Origin of the sequence: Coleofasciculus sp., from assembly GCF_046565525.1 — a bacterium.
Classification (GTDB): Bacteria; Cyanobacteriota; Cyanobacteriia; order Cyanobacteriales; family Coleofasciculaceae; genus Coleofasciculus.
This window is the reverse complement of the sequence record NZ_JBKHUP010000140.1, coordinates 1-17,703: the sequence shown is the minus strand read 5'-3', so window position 1 is coordinate 17,703 and position 17,703 is coordinate 1. Positions and strand designations below refer to the sequence as shown.

Annotated in this window: 15 protein-coding genes; 7 read left to right on the top strand and 8 right to left on the bottom strand. The window is 47.3% G+C overall.

The features are described 5' to 3' along the window. Window positions 1-281: 281 nt before the first annotated feature. Complete coding sequence (locus tag ACLGGO_RS31655) at window positions 282-2,366, bottom strand: tetratricopeptide repeat protein (protein WP_446422282.1); 2,085 nt, start codon at window positions 2,364-2,366, stop codon at window positions 282-284. Between the two features lie 355 nt (window positions 2,367-2,721). Next, window positions 2,722-3,051 (bottom strand): 30S ribosomal protein S6, encoded by a 330-nt coding sequence (gene rpsF, locus ACLGGO_RS31650; RefSeq protein ID WP_446370933.1) that lies wholly within the window; start codon window positions 3,049-3,051, stop codon window positions 2,722-2,724. A gap of 296 nt (window positions 3,052-3,347) precedes the next feature. On the opposite strand from rpsF, the gene ACLGGO_RS31645 reads away from it, so the two are divergent. Next, on the top strand, window positions 3,348-4,139 hold the full coding sequence (locus ACLGGO_RS31645; protein WP_446422281.1) for a fumarylacetoacetate hydrolase family protein: 792 nt from the start codon (window positions 3,348-3,350) through the stop codon (window positions 4,137-4,139). Between the two features lie 127 nt (window positions 4,140-4,266). On the opposite strand, the gene ACLGGO_RS31640 is transcribed toward ACLGGO_RS31645, so the two are convergent. Both ACLGGO_RS31640 and ACLGGO_RS31635 read right to left on the bottom strand, forming a co-directional pair. Continuing rightward, window positions 4,267-4,743: a Tic20 family protein gene (locus ACLGGO_RS31640; RefSeq protein ID WP_446422280.1), complete on the bottom strand. Its 477-nt coding sequence runs from the start codon at window positions 4,741-4,743 to the stop codon at window positions 4,267-4,269. A 166-nt stretch (window positions 4,744-4,909) separates the two neighbouring features. Continuing rightward, window positions 4,910-5,107 carry a hypothetical protein gene (locus ACLGGO_RS31635; protein WP_446335686.1) on the bottom strand — a complete coding sequence of 66 codons (198 nt, stop codon included), beginning with the start codon at window positions 5,105-5,107 and terminating at the stop codon, window positions 4,910-4,912. A 229-nt stretch (window positions 5,108-5,336) separates the two neighbouring features. Between ACLGGO_RS31635 and glyA the strand changes: the two genes are divergently transcribed. The 6 genes from glyA (at window position 5,337) to ACLGGO_RS31605 (ending at window position 12,976) form a co-directional block, all read left to right on the top strand. Continuing rightward, the gene (gene glyA, locus ACLGGO_RS31630; protein ID WP_446422279.1) at window positions 5,337-6,620 is read left to right on the top strand and encodes a serine hydroxymethyltransferase; all 1,284 of its coding nucleotides are present in this window, start codon (window positions 5,337-5,339) and stop codon (window positions 6,618-6,620) included. Window positions 6,621-6,822: 202 nt separating this feature from the next. After that, on the top strand, window positions 6,823-8,091 hold the full coding sequence (locus tag ACLGGO_RS31625; RefSeq protein ID WP_446422278.1) for a competence/damage-inducible protein A: 1,269 nt from the start codon (window positions 6,823-6,825) through the stop codon (window positions 8,089-8,091). Window positions 8,092-8,553: 462 nt separating this feature from the next. Then, a complete protein-coding gene (locus tag ACLGGO_RS31620; RefSeq protein WP_446335682.1) occupies window positions 8,554-8,694 on the top strand; it encodes a hypothetical protein in 141 nt (46 codons plus the stop codon). Window positions 8,695-8,727: 33 nt separating this feature from the next. Next, the gene (gene aroQ, locus ACLGGO_RS31615) at window positions 8,728-9,177 is read left to right on the top strand and encodes a type II 3-dehydroquinate dehydratase (RefSeq protein ID WP_446422277.1); all 450 of its coding nucleotides are present in this window, start codon (window positions 8,728-8,730) and stop codon (window positions 9,175-9,177) included. Further along, a complete protein-coding gene (locus ACLGGO_RS31610) occupies window positions 9,177-10,163 on the top strand; it encodes an ADP-ribosylglycohydrolase family protein (protein WP_446422276.1) in 987 nt (328 codons plus the stop codon). Before aroQ ends, ACLGGO_RS31610 begins: the two co-directional genes overlap by 1 nt. Window positions 10,164-10,477: 314 nt before the next feature. Beyond that, window positions 10,478-12,976, top strand: a complete 2,499-nt coding sequence (locus ACLGGO_RS31605; protein WP_446422275.1) for an HD family phosphohydrolase — start codon at window positions 10,478-10,480, stop codon at window positions 12,974-12,976. Between the two features lie 238 nt (window positions 12,977-13,214). Here the strand turns inward: ACLGGO_RS31605 and ACLGGO_RS31600 are convergent, their stop codons facing one another. From ACLGGO_RS31600 to ACLGGO_RS31585, 4 genes are all read right to left on the bottom strand, one after another. Next, window positions 13,215-14,054 (bottom strand): glycosyltransferase family 4 protein, encoded by an 840-nt coding sequence (locus ACLGGO_RS31600; RefSeq protein ID WP_446422274.1) that lies wholly within the window; start codon window positions 14,052-14,054, stop codon window positions 13,215-13,217. A 378-nt stretch (window positions 14,055-14,432) separates the two neighbouring features. Further along, on the bottom strand, window positions 14,433-15,119 hold the full coding sequence (locus tag ACLGGO_RS31595; protein WP_446422273.1) for a hypothetical protein: 687 nt from the start codon (window positions 15,117-15,119) through the stop codon (window positions 14,433-14,435). A 399-nt stretch (window positions 15,120-15,518) separates the two neighbouring features. After that, window positions 15,519-16,658: a glycosyltransferase gene (locus tag ACLGGO_RS31590; RefSeq protein WP_446422272.1), complete on the bottom strand. Its 1,140-nt coding sequence runs from the start codon at window positions 16,656-16,658 to the stop codon at window positions 15,519-15,521. Then, complete coding sequence (locus ACLGGO_RS31585) at window positions 16,651-17,403, bottom strand: class I SAM-dependent methyltransferase (RefSeq protein ID WP_446422271.1); 753 nt, start codon at window positions 17,401-17,403, stop codon at window positions 16,651-16,653. The genes ACLGGO_RS31590 and ACLGGO_RS31585 overlap by 8 nt, the downstream gene beginning before the upstream one ends. Between the last annotated feature and the right edge of the window lie 300 nt (window positions 17,404-17,703).

Genomic DNA, 17,703 nt, shown 5'->3' with positions numbered 1-17,703 from the left:
TAAACATCGGTTTATCCACAGCCCAACTCGGACAAATTATTCCCGGAACTCAAGTGATGGTCAACGATGGACGCATCATGGAAACCGAGTCGATGTCTCGGTAGTTGTTGAGGGAAGAGGGAACAGGGAACAATTTCTGATCTGATTTCTTTCCCTGCTCCCCCAGCTTCCAGACGTAGCATGCTACGTCTCTACACTGCTTCCCCTGCTCCCCCAGCTTCCCCTGCTCCCCCTGCTCCCTACCCCCTCCACCAGACTTATTCAGCAGACCCCAACTAACTCTACAAGCGCGGCAAAATTTCCGGTAAAAGTTGACCGGGGATCTTTGAGAGTGCCAGATTTTGCCCAGTAATTCCCTGTTCCTGGTAGAAAGTCCGAATCGCTTTAATGATATACTCCAAAGAAGTTTGATAAGCATCCGATCGCGCCGTCACTCCCATACAGGCTTGAACATGGTGGTGGAGAGCGGCTTCCAGATGTTTGGATTGCTCCTCTTTCCCTGCACCCAAAGACGGTTCAGTCGCAAACTGGTAATGAGCAAGTCCCAGATTATTCCGCGTGGCGATACCATCAAAGTTAATCGGTGTTGGGGGATGATGCTGCGCCAATTTCTCAGCTAAGGCGATCGCGACTTCATAGGCACTGATACAATGGCATAAGTACTCTGCCCGTCGCTGAGGGTCTTCCACACAGCGATCTGCCAGATGCCAATAAGCCGTACCCAAATTATTCTGAGTCCCGGCACAGGCAGCCGGAGCCACCTCTGGGGTACGATAAGTTAACGCATCTTTATAGGCAATCACCGCCAACTCCAGCCAGGTTTCCGGTTTTTCATACTGTGCCAAATTCCAGTAGGCAGTACCTAAGTTATTTTGAATCATCGCCCAATTCGTGGCGTTTGAGCGGCTGTTGTAATAATACAGGGCTTCCGCATAAGCCCCAATTGCGGCTTGTAAGTTATTGACAGGGGAGTGATGTTGTGCTAGATGCCAATAAGCGGTGCCTAAGTTATTTTGAGTAGAGGCATATTTGAGCGGGTCATTTTCTGGATGACGATAGTGTAAGGCTTCTTCGTAGGCTCGAATAGAGAGTTCCAGGTTCTCAGCCGCATCTTGATAGCGAGCCAAATCCCCATAAGCTGCGCCTAAATTATTTTGAATCATGGCGTAGGTTTGGGGGGCTTGTTGGGCGGTTAACTTAGTTAATGCCAGTTGATAGGATTGAATCCCCTGTTCGAGATAGGAAAGCTGGATTTCCCTATCCTGGGGACAACGGGAGAGCATCCAGTAGAGATTCCCCAAATCGTTGAGAACATCAGGGACGTGAGGGGATGTGTCATCTAACCATTGTAAGGCTTGCTCATAGGATTGAATCGCGATCGCTAAATTTTCCGGTGAGGGATCTCCCTGTTCAATCGCGTGACGATAATGATTACCCAGTTGTAAATACGCCTCGGCGGGCGATGGGGTTTGAGCCGATTCATCTGCAGGAAGATGGGGAGATTCCTGGGATGGTTCACTCAGGGGTTGGGACGTGGTAGAATTTTGCTGTGTGGGTGTTTCCTGGGTCTGGAAGTCCACAGCCTTAAGCATCCCATTATCCTGGTTAGCACCAGAGTTTCCATTGGTGGGAGCGAGAAGGGGTTCCATCTCGCGGCTGTTGTCTCCATTGTTGCCCACAATACCCTGGAACAACTCTAAATCAAGATTTTCCTCGAACTCCTGCGTCAGTACCGTCTGCAAGGTTTCTTGGAACGAAGCCGTTGTCTGTTGAGTCGTCACCGCAGTGGGAGAGGCTTCCGGTTGAGTTGAACCAATCGGCGGGAGTGGTGTGGGTTCCCCTTCAAACTCGAATACCCCAGTATGCCATTGCCAAAATTCCGGTACAGACTGGACAATGGAATGGAACCAAGGGCGGGGTAGCCAGAGCAACACATTGGCATCTAACTGGGGCAAATAACGCTCAATCGACTGTAACCGCCTAAGAAACAATTGCTGTATTGTTGGCGATTGACGAGTTAAGCGTTCAATACCGAGGAGTTGGAAACTGGGAGGGGATGTGGTGATGGGGGAATAGGGATTTTGAGCCAACCAGGCAGAAATTTGGGCAAAGGGATGAGGATCATTGACATTGATATTCAGGCTGACTAAATTAGTAGGGATTGAACCATTGGGTGGCGCGATCGCACAAGTTGTACCCAACTCCCCATGTAGTTTGTCCGCCAGACGATTCCTCAGACTCAGATCATCACAAATCGCCACAAAAATTTGACGACGCAATCCGAGACTCAGAGCCAGTTTCAATCGTTTATAGATTTGCCGATTCCAGCTCGAAATTTTATGGGCAACAGTATCCGTTACAGTCATGCTGGTAGGGTCCAGGAGCGTCGGGCAACAAGAGTCTGAGGTTTAGGCAAGGGACTTGATCACGACAACGAGTGCTGATTTGCCCCAATTGGGTACAATCGCGGTAAAACCTGAATGATGAACAATAGGGAAATAAGGATTTCGAGTAATCTTAATATGACTCTTCCTACTATTGTTGCCTAAGTCAGGATTTATTGGGCTTCTGACCGATTGAAGCTGTTCTGTGCCATCACCCTTTCCCAGGATGAACCCCTCTCTTTGACGTACCCAGCGCTGCTTTTACGAGACAGAGTGGGCAACTGATGCCTTAAATTAAGACGGTAGGGGCGCACGAGGCGTGCACCCCTAAAACCCGCTAAGCTTCTACCTCAACCGGTTCGGGTTGGGGTTCAGGGGGAAGTTCCTGTTTCAGCGTTAGATAACGAATAACCTCCTCTCCGTAGCGCATAGCTCGCTCAATCTGAGTCACATGAGTCGGGGGCGCTTGATAGTTCATTTGAATGTAGACGCCTTCGCGGTGTCTTTGGATGGGATAAGCCAAGCGGCGCTTACCCCGATGCTGGATTTCAATCTGCTGTGCGCCTTGCTCTTGCAGGAGATCTTGATATTTGGTAATGGCTTGGTTAACCTGCTCGTCTGGCAAATCAGGACGCAGGATGTACATCATTTCGTAACTATCGCTCACAAATGGTCTTCTCCTTATGGACAATTGGGCTTCTTTGGCTGATTCAAGATAGCCACGGTTTTCAATCGGGAAGCTATCCCAGTCAAACAAGCAAGGATACGAGCCGATTTAACTGCTCTGTTCTATGCCTAATCTGGGTTTTTGCCCCTCTCTAGCTTTGAGGCAGACAATCTGCCCAGATTACACTATTGCAATTTTACTATTTTTTGGTATTAATTCTAGCTAGCTGCCAGGGTCAATCACAATCCCATATCAGTAGAACTCTCTCATTAAATTACGAAGGAATCTCTAACATCATGGCGCAGCGCTACGTCCGAATTAAAACGGCTCAAGGGCAAACCTACTATGGCTTACTGCAACTCAACCGCAGTATCCAAGTTTTGGATGCACCGCCTTGGCTACAGGGTCAACCGACGGCTCTGGAGTTGGAGTCTGATAGTTACACATTATTGGCTCCCTGTGCGCCATCCAAGATTGTCGCCGTCGGGAAAAACTACATTGACCACGCCGCTGAAATGGGAACAGCCGTTCCCCAGGAACCCTTACTGTTTCTCAAACCTCCCACAACCATCACAGCGGCGGATCGAGGAATCCAGTTCCCGCCTCAGTCAAAGCGGGTGGACTATGAGGGAGAGTTGGCGCTGGTGATTGGTGAACTCTGTGTAGACTGTACACCCGAACAAGCCCAGGGAAGAATTTGGGGATATACTATTGCCAATGATGTCACCGCCCGTGACTTACAACAAAAAGACGGTCAATGGACTAGGGCAAAGGGATTTAATACCTTTTGTCCCCTAGGACCTTGGATTGTGCGGGAATTGAGTGCGGGGGCGAAGTTGCAGACGTTTTTAAATGATGCGCCTGAACCGGTACAATCGGCGTCCATTGATCAAATGGTATTTGCTCCTGAGTTTCTTGTCTCCTACATTTCTCAGATTATGACATTGCTTCCCGGAGACGTAATCCTCACCGGTACACCCCGAGGAATTGGTCCGATGCAAATCGGCGATCGCGTCCGTGTGGAAATTGAGGGAATTGGTCATTTAGAGAACACCGTTGTTCCCCGTTCTGCGCCCGTCACCCTTTAAGCCGGGACGAGGTAAATTTTAGCCCTTTTTTATTTAGAGCTAAGTCCGCCGATGGCAATAAGCTGAACGGGGTGAGGTTTGTAAATAGCCTTCCAACCCTGACCAATGACCAATGACCAATGACCAATCATCGAACTTGGGCGTAAACCGCTTCCGAAAGTGTAGGAATTTCGGCGTAGCGCCCCAGCAATGACTGAACTATCCCGTAGCCGCAAGCCGCAAGCGTACCTAAAAAGATCACGTTGGATAGGGTTTCTATGAAAAAGTTCGGTCCCAATCCTCGTCCGAGAATGCTCATAGCAAAACTACATAGAACCAGTAGAATATCTAAAAGAATCGCCTGCATCGTATTAAAACGAATAAAGTGGGCAATCCTTTCATTTCTCACAACGGCTAAAAATAAGACAAAGAAAAGAATCAGTCCCGCAAATGGAATTGTTCTTTGAATGAAAATTAAAGGAGAGAGCGGTACAAGAATAATATTTAGAACAGGAAACTGTCTGAGTAGAAAAATACCAAACGGCAGTGCGTACAATAAAGGCAGCAGATAGGGCAGCGCTGCAAAAATTCGATCTTTAACTGTTGTTGAGCCGCGCCAAGTCATCGTTGCTTCTCCTTTTCGGGTGGTTCAAATCGCTATCTAACTATTTTCAGGATAACGTAGGTGACCCATTTCGATGAACGCTGTCATCTGTTATGGGTTTTATGTCAGGATTTATGGACTATTTCCGACTCGGACAGTAGTTCAGTTTATTGTCCCAGATGATAAACTATTCAAGGTTAGCGATGCGGAAACCCATTTCACATTCATATTGCTCCGGTTGATGGGGTGTGAGTTTACGAACAGCATGACCACACCCCAGCTTACCCTGACGCCAACGCGGTTGACCCTTGCTGTCAGCCAGTAAACAGCTTTGACAAACTTGATTGGGGGAAAGAATTTGCTCTTCGGTAAGAATAACTAACATAGAACGCCTCCGGTCAACTCCACTAGACCGCTGATCCCATCTTAATTTATGTCTTTAGCTAGAGGCTCTCGATCAACACACAGCTTAACTTTTGTGACTAAATACTGACCGTCCGAGAAAAACTGGGGAGGTGGGGTCAGGGTTTGAGCAAAGCAACGGCAACGGGCAATGTGGTAAAACTTGTATGAACCCAACTGCACGGCAATAGCATCGTAAGGGATTGACGGACGTGACTCAAACAAACTTAGATTTTCTTGCCCAAACTGACCCAGAAGTGGCTGAAGGGATAAGCCTTGAACTCCAGCGCCAGCGTGACCATCTGGAATTGATTGCCAGTGAAAACTTTACCTCGCCTGCGGTACTGGCGGCTCAAGGCTCAGTTTTAACCAATAAATACGCTGAAGGCTTACCGGGAAAGCGCTACTATGGCGGTTGTGAATTCATCGACAAAGTAGAACAGCTTGCCATTGACCGGGCGAAACAGCTCTTTGGTGCAGCTCATGCGAATGTCCAACCCCATTCAGGCGCTCAAGCCAATTTTGCCGTATTCCTGGCGCTGCTCAAGCCAGGAGACAGGATTATGGGAATGGATCTATCCCATGGGGGACACCTCACCCATGGTTCACCGGTAAATGTGTCCGGGAAGTGGTTTAATGTGTGTCACTACGGCGTTAACCCCGAAACCGAGCAACTAGACTATGATCAGGTGCGAGAGCTGGCTCTCAAAGAACGTCCCCAACTCCTGATTTGTGGCTATTCGGCTTATCCGCGAATTATTGACTTTGAAAAATTCAGAAGCATTGCCGATGAAGTGGGTGCTTACCTGATGGCGGATATTGCTCACATCGCGGGTTTAGTGGCGACGGGTCATCATCCGAACCCCATTCCCCATTGTGATGTAGTCACCACAACCACGCACAAAACCCTACGGGGAACCCGAGGCGGCTTAATTCTCACCCGTGATCCTGAACTGGGGAAAAAGTTGGATAAAGCCGTGTTTCCGGGAACTCAGGGCGGTCCATTGGAACATGCGATCGCGGGGAAAGCTGTCGCCTTTGGTGAAGCGTTAAAACCAGCGTTCAAGGACTATTCGGCTCATGTAATTGAAAATGCCAAAGCCCTGGCAAGTCAACTGGAAAAACGGGGTCTGAAAATTGTATCAGGTGGCACGGATAATCATTTAATGCTGGTGGATTTACGCTGTATTTCCATGACAGGGAAACGGGCGGATCAACTGGTGAGTGGTGTTAATATTACCGCCAATAAAAATACGGTTCCCTTCGATCCTGAATCTCCCTTCGTCACCAGTGGCTTACGTCTGGGTTCCCCAGCGATGACTACACGAGGGATGGGCGTTACTGAATTTATCGAGATTGGTGATATTATTGCCGATCGCTTACTCAATCCAGAGGATGAAACCATCGCCGATGACTGTCGGCGTCGCGTTGCTCAATTGTGCGATCGCTTCCCCTTATACCCCCATCTGCATATTCCTGTACCCACACTCGTATAAATTTGTCATTCGTCATTTGCCATTTGTCCCTTTTTTGACCATGTTCCACACCTCCCTACCACAATCAGTATTCTCGGAATGAGTAATGGTTGATCAGTAACATCGAATAACTGGGACTAGAAGAACACGGAGGCTTTTTTCTTCCTGTTCCCTGTTCCCTGTTTTGAGCAAGGACAAATGACGAAGGACAAAGAACAAATCTATGAGCGCAGAAATCATTTGTGTTGGTACCGAGTTACTGCTGGGGGATATTCTCAACACGAATGCCCAGTTTTTAGCTCGCGAATTGGCGGATCTGGGTATTCCTCACTACTATCAAACCGTTGTGGGAGATAATCCTTCTCGGTTAAAGCAAGTCTTGGCGATGGCTTGCGAACGCTCGGCGATTCTGATTTTTACGGGAGGACTTGGACCGACGCCAGATGACTTGACTACGGAAACTTTAGCAGATTTTTTTGGCGTTGGGTTGATTGAGCAATTTGACATTATCGAGGATATTGCTCGCAAATTTGCTCAACGGGGGCGTCAAATGACCCCAAGTAATCATAAGCAAGCCTTGATTCCTGAAGGTGCTAAGGTTCTACCTAACCCAACTGGAACCGCACCGGGTATAATTTGGCAACCGCGCCCAGGTTTAACCCTTCTCACCTTTCCCGGTGTTCCCAGTGAAATGCAAGGGATGTGGCAAGAAACGGCGGTTCCTTATCTCAAAGGTCAAGGCTGGGGGAAACAAATTATCTACAGTCAAACCTTACGATTCTGGGGGATTGGGGAATCGGCTTTAGCCGAAAAAGTGGCGCCGTTTTTCCATTTAACGAACCCCACCGTCGCCCCCTACGCCTCTCAGGGAGAAGTCCGGTTACGGGTTTCTGCCCGTGCGCCATCTCAAGGTGAAGCATTACAGCTAATTGAACCTGTTGTCAAGGATTTGCGGCAAATTGCTGGAACTGACTATTTTGGTTCAGACACAGATACTATAGCCTCGGTTGTGGGTCAGCTTTTACGGGAAGCGAATCAAACCGTGAGTGTGGCGGAATCTTGCACGGGGGGAGGGGTAGGGAGTCTGTTGACAGCCGTTGCGGGAAGTTCTGAGTATTTTAAGGGTGGGATAATTGCTTATAGCAATGAAGTGAAAGTCTCCTTACTTGGCGTTTCGTCATCAGATCTGGATAAATGGGGAGCGGTGAGCAAACAAGTCGCCCAGGAAATGGCATTGGGTGTGCGATCGCGGCTGGCGACGGATTGGGGTGTGAGTATTACCGGCATTGCTGGACCGGGTGGGGGGAATGAATCTAAGCCAGTGGGGTTGGTTTATATGGGTCTGGCGACGCCAGATGATAGAGTGGAGTGTTTTAAATATAATTTTGGTCGCGATCGCTCTCGGACTTCGATTCGTCACCAGAGTGCCTGTTATGCCCTAGACCAACTGCGACGCCGATTACTGAGCCGATTCCATCCGGCTCAGGTATAACCTGAGTTATAACTAAAGGTAGAGGAGTACGGAACCGTCGCGATCGCCGGATCGATTCCAGATTCCTTTTGGGGGATAGCTCGCCTTTGGTCTGTCGTGTTATGCTTAAAGTTAAGAAATGCAACAGATGGGTTGTAAAGATTCAAAGGGTGAGTTACATCCAACTTTAAGCCTGTGGACTGGTTAAGTGCCGTCACCACCAGAGTGAAGCAGGAAGTAAGCGGCAAGCCTAGTTGTGTAAAACCATACCTAGACAGGCATAAGTCTTATTTAACGGTGTATCCCAAAAGGAAAACTGCTCAGTTTAATATCGGCGTCATAGTCTTAACTTGACTTGGGCAGGGTTTCCACGTTTGGCATCCAATAGTCCCCAAAGTCTTGCGGAGAAAGAGCTCTAACACTCGTCCTGTTGTTAAGACTCTCAAAAAGCTATTAAGTTGTCTCACAGGAGCATTCAGTTTAATGGATTATATAGATAAGGTGTTGGAAAAACTGAAAGAATGGGCACGTAAGCTGGTTGAAACCCTTTTGGGTCCTGAACCTCAGCCGGAACCCGAACCAATTCCCATTCCAGTTCACAATCCACGCCGTCGTTCCCGGTAATTTGGAGACGTGCCGAACGAAGTTCGGAGTTCTTTGAGTATTCTCGTCCTGCATGGTCCAAACTTGAATCTCCTAGGACTCCGAGAGCCTGGTATTTATGGATCTGTGACGTTGGCGGAAATCGACCAACTCTTGCAGCAGGAAGGCAAGTCCTTATCCTGTCAAGTTGTGACGTTACAGTCCAACCATGAGGGCGTTTTAGTTGATGCCATACAGGCAGCGAGAACGCAGCATCATGGGATTTTAATTAATGCGGGTGCTTATACTCATACCAGTGTAGCCCTGCGCGATGCCTTAGCGGCTGTAGCCCTGCCAGTAGTGGAAGTGCATCTGAGTAATATCTATCAGCGCGAACCCTTTCGACATCACTCATTCATCGCCCCCATAGCTGTGGGTCAAATCAGCGGTTTTGGCGCCGAAAGTTATCGCTTGGGACTCTTAGCTCTCGTCCATACCCTGAAAACCGTGGCAAGAGCAAATTAATGCAGCATTCTCTGATCAGCCGATTTCAAGGAGCATTACTGGGTAGCTTGATCGGTGAGCTTGTCAGCCATCAGCCTGATCAAGAACTCGGTAGTTCAGTTGGCTGGAAATCGCTACAGTTAGCCAAAAGCCAACCCAAACCCCCTCAGTCTCACCTCTATATCCCCCAACTTTCAGATTGGAGTAAAATTTCCACCTGTGGAATTGAGAGTCTAATTGACACAGGCAGGCTGGATATAGACGATTGGCTCATTCATTGTCGCCAAACCCAACCCTCACTTCTAGAATTGAAAGGGAAAGCACAAAGTAGCGAAGCCGCTGTGCTTTCCTTGCAAATGGCGCTTTTTTTTCACGAAAATCCAGAATGGTTACGGCAGACTATAATTCAGGCGGCGGCAATTTGGCAAGTCGAACCCAACGCCTCGGCTGGGGTGTTGGCAATCGCGATGGCGATGGCTGTTATGCTCACCGAAACAATCAACCCAACCACCCTAATTCCCCATATCCTCAGAGGCTTGGGAACACAACCAACGGTCTTAGCCTACGGATTACAACAAGTCCAAACCCTGATCGAAGCCGGTGCAGATTTAGAAACCACCACGGCGAAGGTGCGACGGGAGCCAGCAAATTTAGGCAATAGGGGGGATGCCTCAGATATGGCGATCGCTTTAGCCTTTTACTGTTTCCTCTATACCCCAGAGGATTTTCGCCTCTGTGTTCTCCGTGCCGTTCGTAGCGGTTACCATAACCCGATTACGGCGGCTCTGACAGGGGCATTAGCGGGTGTTTATCAAGGTATCAATGGTATTCCAGTAAGCTGGCGAGTTGCTGCACTAAAAATTCCGGCACTCGAAAACAGGCGACAATTAACCGATCAATTCTTTGCCGTTTGGCTGGGGGTTTACGATCAAAACAAAATCAAGGGTCGGTACAAACAAGCAGCCGTCGCTGCACCAGGTGTTATCCAACGTCGTTTATTAAGGTAGGGGTGGGTCAACCATGTTTTGTAAGCTAAAAAAAGCTAAACTAAGACATTACAGTCCATAAATACCCCGTTGTGAACTCTGAAGCGGTTCTTACTTAAACATCAGGCGCTATGTGAGAAGAGAAGTGTTGAAAACACAAAACCTGGGAATAAAATTGGCTGTTGAATCCCCCATCCCAAAGGATGCAATGCCACTTGAGAGGGCATTACTAGGGATTCATCGGGATATAAGCCCCACTCCGCTAACACACTCACTCTTATTGAGTTAAGTGTGAGGCTTCTCGCCGAATAAGCAAAAAAGGCAACTCCTCTGCTATGAAAACGCTCCACTCGTTGACGCAACAGCTAAACCACCTGCGGCAAAAATCTGAGCAATTTTGCACTATCCTTCCATTCGGAGGGTCTGATGCTGATCTTTCCTCCGATCAAAAAAAGCCAGGTCATTGGTCAAAACAAAACCGTCCTAGCTCGGGTCAAAAAGGCAATCCACGGCACTCAGGAAAGCGTCAAGGACGTTCACCTGTCATGGTGGTATTGGCAGTCGTTTCCCTCACCAGCGTGATGGGAAACCGCTTCTACAATCAACCAACCCTCGATGTGGGTAGAGAGGCGCCCTACACTATCCCCGCTCCCTTTGACGCTAGTGTTGAGGACACAAAAACCACAGAAGAAAAACGCAAAGCCGCTCGCACGGGTTCGTTCCCAGTTTTAATGATTGATCAATCTCTGACCCAAGAGATTAGTCAAAACCTCCAGCAATCCCTGGAAAAAATGGACGAATGGCGACAAGTCAGCGGTTCCTTTCCCTTTGTGCCAACCTCCGTGCTGTCCGCCACCACCCAGCAGTATCTACGCCAGAGTAAAGAATGGGAATGGCAAGCGATTGTCGCTTTCGCCGAAGACAATGCTCCGATCAATCCCTTTGCTCCGGGAGTAGTCATCCCTAACCGAGAGAAAAAACCGTTGACGCGGGCGTTTACCCAAGCGGTGAGCGAATTGCAAAGTTACCGTCAAATAGTGTCTGCACAAGCATTCTCTGAGCTGATTGAGACAATAAACCTTGCCCGTCAGGGTTACCAACAGGCATTGGCTCAGGTTTCATCCAGTGTGACGAGTGAATCAACTCCTGCCTACGATTCATCCCTACTCGACTTGTCTGATTCCGCTTGGCAGGAAACGCGACAGGGAATTAAGGGCGCAACTCTGAATATTCTGACTCAAGGGATTCCGCCGGGACTCCCCTCGGATCTATTAGAAGATGCGGTAACGGTGCAGGTGAGTACGCTGATTCCGGCTGAGGCACAACCCTTAGCCATTAAACTCCTCACCTATAACTTAAAGCCCAATTTAATTGAAGACAAAGAACAAACTAAACGCAGGGCAGAACAAGCCGCTCTGGCTGTGGAACCTGTGATGGTTACGGCTGTTGAGGGAGAAGTGATTGTCGCAGAGGGGGAGGCAATCACCCAGGCGGATTTTGTTCTGCTGGATCACTATGGCTTGAGTCGTCGCGAAATTAATTGGATAGGGCTGATTGGATTTGGCGGTTTAGTCACCGGGGCGGTGGGTATTTTTTGGTTGGTCGAACGTCAAGTCCATCCCCCCCTGCGGCGACGTGACCATATTTTGGTTCTGCTGTTGAGTTGGAGTACACCCGTCCTGGCACTATTGGGGGGTCAATATAATAGCCTGCCCGCAATTGGGTTGTTAGTGGGGAGTTTCTATGGGTCGAGTTTGGGCGCGACGTTAGTGATTCTGTTGACTGGGTTGGTGACGTTTAGTATGGAGGTGAGCTGGGAATTTTTAATCGCGGGTGGCACAGGAGGTTTGGTGGGAGCGTTGATTGCGGGACGGATGCGATCGCGTGAGGAATTGGCGCTCTTAGGCGGTGTGGTAGGCTTGACCCAAGGCAGCGTTAATCTGCTCCTGAATCTGATTATGAGTGCCAGTGCTGGCACAATTTGGTACGCGGTGCTACCCGGTGCGGCTCTATATGGGGTAGCGGGGTTAGCCTGGAGTATTGTGGCTTTGGGACTATCTCCTTATCTAGAACGGTTGTTTGATTTGGTGACACCGATTCGTTTAGCGGAGTTGTCCAATCCTAACCGTTCATTGCTTAAACGGCTGGCTACGGAAGCGCCAGGCACATTTCAACATACGTTGTTTGTTGCTTCCTTAGCTGAAGCGGCTGCCCGTGAGCTTCACTGTAACGTGGAACTGGTGCGGGCGGGAACTTTGTATCATGATATTGGTAAAATGCATGATCCGTTGGGATTTATTGAAAATCAAATGGGTGGTCCCAACAAGCATGATCAAATTAATGACCCTTGGAAAAGTGCCGCGATTATTAAAAAGCACGTCACTGAAGGGCTGGTTATGGCTCGCAAACATCAGTTACCGAAAGCGATTCGCGATTTTATTCCCGAACATCAAGGCAAACTACTGATTTCTTATTTTTACTTTCAAGCCAAACAACGAATTCAGGAAGAGGCAGGGGAGTCTGTAAACGAGGTAGACTTTCGTTATGATGGACCCATTCCCCAGTCGCGGGAAACGGGAATTGTCATGCTGGCAGATGCTTGTGAAGCGGCGTTGCGATCGCTTAAGGATGTTACCCCGGATACGGCTTTAATTACGGTTAAGAAAATCCTCAAAGCCCGATGGGAAGATAACCAGTTAGTCGATTCTGGGTTAACAAAAGAGGAATTATTGACTACGGCGGAAGTCTTTGTCAAAGTTTGGCAACAGTGCAATCACCAGCGGATTGCTTATCCTAAAGCGGCTCTGAGTTGTCAACCCTCTTCTAAGGTTTGATTGATACACTTTGGAAAAATTGAGTCAGCCCTATTTCAAGATTTTGAGGCGTTTTGCCCTTAAAAATGGCTATAGAAATACCAACATACATGATTCAATTTTGTCATACTACAACCAAAAGCCACGTAAACATGATAGTATCAACAGCAGTATTGAACATCTTCTTAATACCAATTCCTAAATGTCTGCCTCACCCAAATCGAAGATTTTGAGTAAGGGTGGCATGGCATTAGGTTGTTCAACAAACCTGTTGTTGAACGTGCAGTAGTGGTACACCTATGGCTTTGTAAACGTTGGCTGTTTTTTGAATCACGCTGCGATCATCAAACTCTCGCAAGACTTTTTCTCGCCCAGCGACTCCCATGGCTTGGCAAAAATTGGCGTCGTTTAAGAGGATCTCAATCGCATCAGCCAACCGCGCCGCATCCTTAACCGGAACTAAAAAGCCATTTTTACCAGGGTCAATAGCCTCTCGACAGCCAGGGACATCAGTGGCTACCAGGGGTTTTTCCATCGCCGCCGCTTCTAATAAAATACGAGGAACACCCTCCCCACCGTGGGAGGGTAGTACGACAAGGGTTGAATGAGCAATGAAATGTTCAATGTTCTCCAAATGACCGAGCAGATCAACTATCCCTTCTTGTTGCCAGCGTTGTAAAATTGTCTTAGAAATTGAAGCGGGATTGCCCAGATCAGGCTCACCCGCGATCTGAAACGTTGCCCTAACTCCGCGAGCTTTGAGAATATGGGCAGCTTCAACGTATTCTATAACACCTTTCTCCCTAGTCAGGCGGGCAGCAAGCAGGACGACTGGCGTTAGCGGAACATCTGGCGGATGAGGCGGCGGTGAAAAGCGCTGCAAATCGATACCCGAACTTCTGATCAGTACGGCGCGGTAGGGATTAGTCAGCTTCAGGGTGGTGAAAACTTGCCGATCATCCTGATTCTGAAACACAACCATTGCCCTGCGAGCCGTCAATACCCATCTACCGACGATAATGAAGATGAGTTTCAACAGCCGAGCCTTCCACTCACTGCTACTAAAAATGTAGCCCAATCCCGTTATCGCGTTCACCACCCCTATTGTACCACTCAGCTTAGCCGCGATCGTTCCGGCGAGAACACATTTGCTTGAACTTCACACGACATATCCTACTAATATGGATAGGTGAATGGCATCGCTAAGCTATCTTCCAGTATAAGCATTTACCTTGGTTTGGTGAAGAATCTGGAAGAAATATGACTATCTGGGTGATGTATATAGCGCTTGCCTCCATCAGGGAGAAGTATTTTGGATTGGGTGGTAGCTAGTCAAGTCTTGCGACTCAATGAACAAAATGTCGCATAAGGGTTTGTAAAAGGAACTCTATCTCAAGGAGGATAGTTGACTCGCAGAGTGTTCAAGAGCAGGCGATAGAACCCCCCAATAATCATTGGATAAGAGTTGCGGCTAAGCTTACCGCTTCTTTTTCCGAGTAAGCACAGAGCCAATGCCTAAACTACCAAATGCTAATAAACTCAGCCCTGAAGCTGGTTCAGGTATTGGGGTGGCTGTCGAAACCGCTTCAAACGAAATATCATCAAGTGCGAAATCATTACCATCAAAAGTGGCATTTTGGTTCACAATTGAGATGGTCGCACAACTGTTGGATTCTGAGTTCCAAGTTGTACTGAACTGTTCCCAGACTCCAGGAATGTCAGATGGCGTGAAGAGGGAGCCTATTGGGGTTGAGTTGATGGCAAATTGTAACTGAGCAAACGAATTGGGGAACGTGGAGGTAATCCATGTAGCAAAGTTATATTGCGTGTTTAGTGTAACCGGGAGAGTTTGCTGCCAAACTATTTTACCAACGGTAGTGCTACCGTTGGTAATCATCATGTTTCCGCTGCCCGTCGTATGATCCCCAAAGGCTGTCCAGCGGGTATGCACAGCCCTGGGATTTATGCTGACGGTATAAACAGCAGGGGGATGCAGATTGTGCGGATTATACTTATAGTCGCTATAGAATCCGGTGTTGCCAGCGCTAAAGTCACTGTTAACCACCAGGTTGATTGCGTAGGCAGTCTTAGGCAAGACAATAGTCAAAAGACTAAGTAAATAAGTATTAAGTGTAATCAACTGATTCACTCGAATCGACTTCATAATCTGTATTATTTTTCAAGGGGTCAATTCCAATCAGGTAGAGATGGCTCTATCATCCGCATCGTAGCTTCCCCTCAGGAGAATCGGACTCCGGAAAAACTCGGAATCATCACAAAAACTTCAATATTTGTGCCAAAGAATTTACTGATTCTATAAAGCTTTTATGAAGAAACACGGAGTTAACGCTTGAATTGATTGTCTAGGTACAGCAATTCTTATTTGGCTGTAATACCAAATCTGGGTTGATTACCCCCTTGATAATTCTGTCCGCGTTAGCGAAGCTTGCCGAAGCGTCGGCAGACTTGGTTTGTGTAGCAGCGATTTTAATCGCCATAGTAAAAAAGGGGTTAAAAAGGCGGATTTGCTGTAACACAGATTATTGGTTGGGGCGCACAACAACTATACGCCCTTATCCTGTGAGCTGGTTTTGTCTAGCAACTGCTGGTAGAGTTCTTCCCACCTATCTACGACTCGCTCAATACTGTAATTAAGCTCTACATGCTTTCGACTAAACTGCCCCATCTGTTGACGTTCTTGTGGAGATAAATTCATCATCCGTTCCAGCGCCTGTGCTAAAGCGTCTGGATGGCGAGGGGGAACCAAGAAACCATTTTTGCCATCCAATACAATTTCCCGATTACCACCTACATCAGTCGCCACAATTGGTAGCCCAACCGATGCCGCTTCTAAAAGTACCATTGGCATTCCTTCCCACGCAGAAGACATTACATAGACATCGGCAATGTTCATTAAGTCAGGAATATCTCTTCTTGGTTCCAAAAATTTAACTTGCTCATGAATGCCAATAGTTTTGCCTAAGGCTTTCATCTCTGGCTTAAGACTTCCCTCGCCAACAATAATTAATACTGTATTGATAGAATTGACTTTTATTCGGCTAAAGGCTTGGAGTAAATTCGGATAATCCTTGGGTGGACGAAATCGCCCTACGGCTAACCCAATAAATTGCCTCTCTAAACTTAACTCATGTCGTAGACGTTGCTTTGCTTCTAGATTGGGTTTAAATTTTTGAATATCTATGCCGTTTGGAATCACCCTATTTTTTGTTGTTGGTACAGCTTTGATATTCACATATCGTTCAGCTCCTGCCTGACTCACTTGAGTAGTTATTTCGCACAGAGAGTCTGTTAAATAATAAATAACTTCTCTCCATCGATTTCCTTCGTTAATATTGTGTGCTGTACAAACTAGCACAGGCACGTTAGAAAATAACCGACTCACCCGTGCCAGGAAATTAGCATGAACCATGTGACTGTGGAGAATATCCGGCTGCAATTGATGCAGTATTCGGGCAAGTTTGAAGATTGCTTTAGGGTCGGGGACACCCCGTTTCATATTAAGGCTTTGAATGGGTAAACCCTCTGATTGAGCTTCTTTCCCCATGGCACCCAAAGGTGTCATAGAAACAATTTGAATTTCGTACCCCCGTTTGAGTAAAGTCCGAACAAGGTACAAAATCTGTTGGTCTGCACCACCGAGTCCCATACAAGTGGACAACATTAAAATTCGTTTTTTAACCATAATCACGGTGTTTGGTTGATAGCACAATTAGACTTGATGCAAATAGAGGAAATAACCGGGTTAACAGTGTAGTCTCTGCTATAATAAAAGGCTTTAGCATGAAACTCAATAATGGTACAGACAAGAATCGTCCTGGAATAACAGTTACAATATCGGGCTGCCACTGATAAATTTTTAAATGACCAAATGTCTCAATAAAGTTAGCGAGATGACCAGGATCCCAAACTTGACAATGAGTCGGATGATCAGCGTGAAGTTTACCCTTTAAGTATTGAAGCAGTCTAGAGGGTCTAACAGGATTAGGAAGAGCAATCAATACCCAATTCCGACTTACTGAAGCTAGCTTGAGCAGTGCGAGAGTGGGGTTAGTGATGTGTTCTAGGACATGAGAGGCAATTACGAGATCGAAGCTTTCGGGAGAGTAGTATTGATCTAACGCTTCAACTGAACCTACACGACAAGATGCAAATTGACTGGATAGTTCAACACAGGTGGGATCGAGATCAATACCTTGAACTGAAACATGGGGAATTTGAACAAGAGATTGTAACAGCTCTCCCCGTCCACATCCTACATCTAAGATACTAATAGACTGCTGATTTGTTTGTTCTAAAACTAGACGAACTGAGGAACATATTGCCTGAAGCATTGCCTGATGAATGCGCTGAGATTGATGATTTTTAAGTTCGTAGTTCAGGTGAGGGGGGATTTCTGACATTTTTGCATGAGTAATTCGTGGATTCATCGGGCCAATAACAATCTATCTCTTTGCTATATCTTTTTCTCTAGATTGAGCCAAATTACGTCGAACATATCGCTTGAGCATTTTGGGCATATAGGAATACAAGTATCGACCGAGAGGGTATACTCCCATCCATAAGGGTAAACTGAGTTCTTGAATAGCCTGCCATTGGATCTGGGCTAATTTTTGTTGCTGTTTTATATAGTTAAACTGTTGATGCCAAAAACGTAAGGATTCAGGTCTGTGTTTAGCTTATTAATCAGCCTGGGGGCGCTCGCCGTGACCAAATAACTTTGAAAGGGA

Bases quoted from the DNA above. Each gene is read 5' to 3' on its own strand.
- ACLGGO_RS31605 (WP_446422275.1), top strand. From the start codon at position 10,478: ATGAAAACGCTCCACTCGTTGACGCAACAGCTAAACCACCTGCGGCAA.
- ACLGGO_RS31625 (WP_446422278.1), top strand. From the start codon at position 6,823: ATGAGCGCAGAAATCATTTGTGTTGGTACCGAGTTACTGCTGGGGGAT.
- ACLGGO_RS31610 (WP_446422276.1), top strand. From the start codon at position 9,177: ATGCAGCATTCTCTGATCAGCCGATTTCAAGGAGCATTACTGGGTAGC.
- ACLGGO_RS31585 (WP_446422271.1), bottom strand. From the start codon at position 17,403: ATGAATCCACGAATTACTCATGCAAAAATGTCAGAAATCCCCCCTCAC.
- ACLGGO_RS31640 (WP_446422280.1), bottom strand. From the start codon at position 4,743: ATGACTTGGCGCGGCTCAACAACAGTTAAAGATCGAATTTTTGCAGCG.
- ACLGGO_RS31645 (WP_446422281.1), top strand. From the start codon at position 3,348: ATGGCGCAGCGCTACGTCCGAATTAAAACGGCTCAAGGGCAAACCTAC.
- ACLGGO_RS31595 (WP_446422273.1), bottom strand. From the start codon at position 15,119: ATGAAGTCGATTCGAGTGAATCAGTTGATTACACTTAATACTTATTTA.
- ACLGGO_RS31655 (WP_446422282.1), bottom strand. From the start codon at position 2,366: ATGACTGTAACGGATACTGTTGCCCATAAAATTTCGAGCTGGAATCGG.
- ACLGGO_RS31620 (WP_446335682.1), top strand. From the start codon at position 8,554: ATGGATTATATAGATAAGGTGTTGGAAAAACTGAAAGAATGGGCACGT.
- ACLGGO_RS31635 (WP_446335686.1), bottom strand. From the start codon at position 5,107: ATGTTAGTTATTCTTACCGAAGAGCAAATTCTTTCCCCCAATCAAGTT.
- ACLGGO_RS31590 (WP_446422272.1), bottom strand. From the start codon at position 16,658: ATGGTTAAAAAACGAATTTTAATGTTGTCCACTTGTATGGGACTCGGT.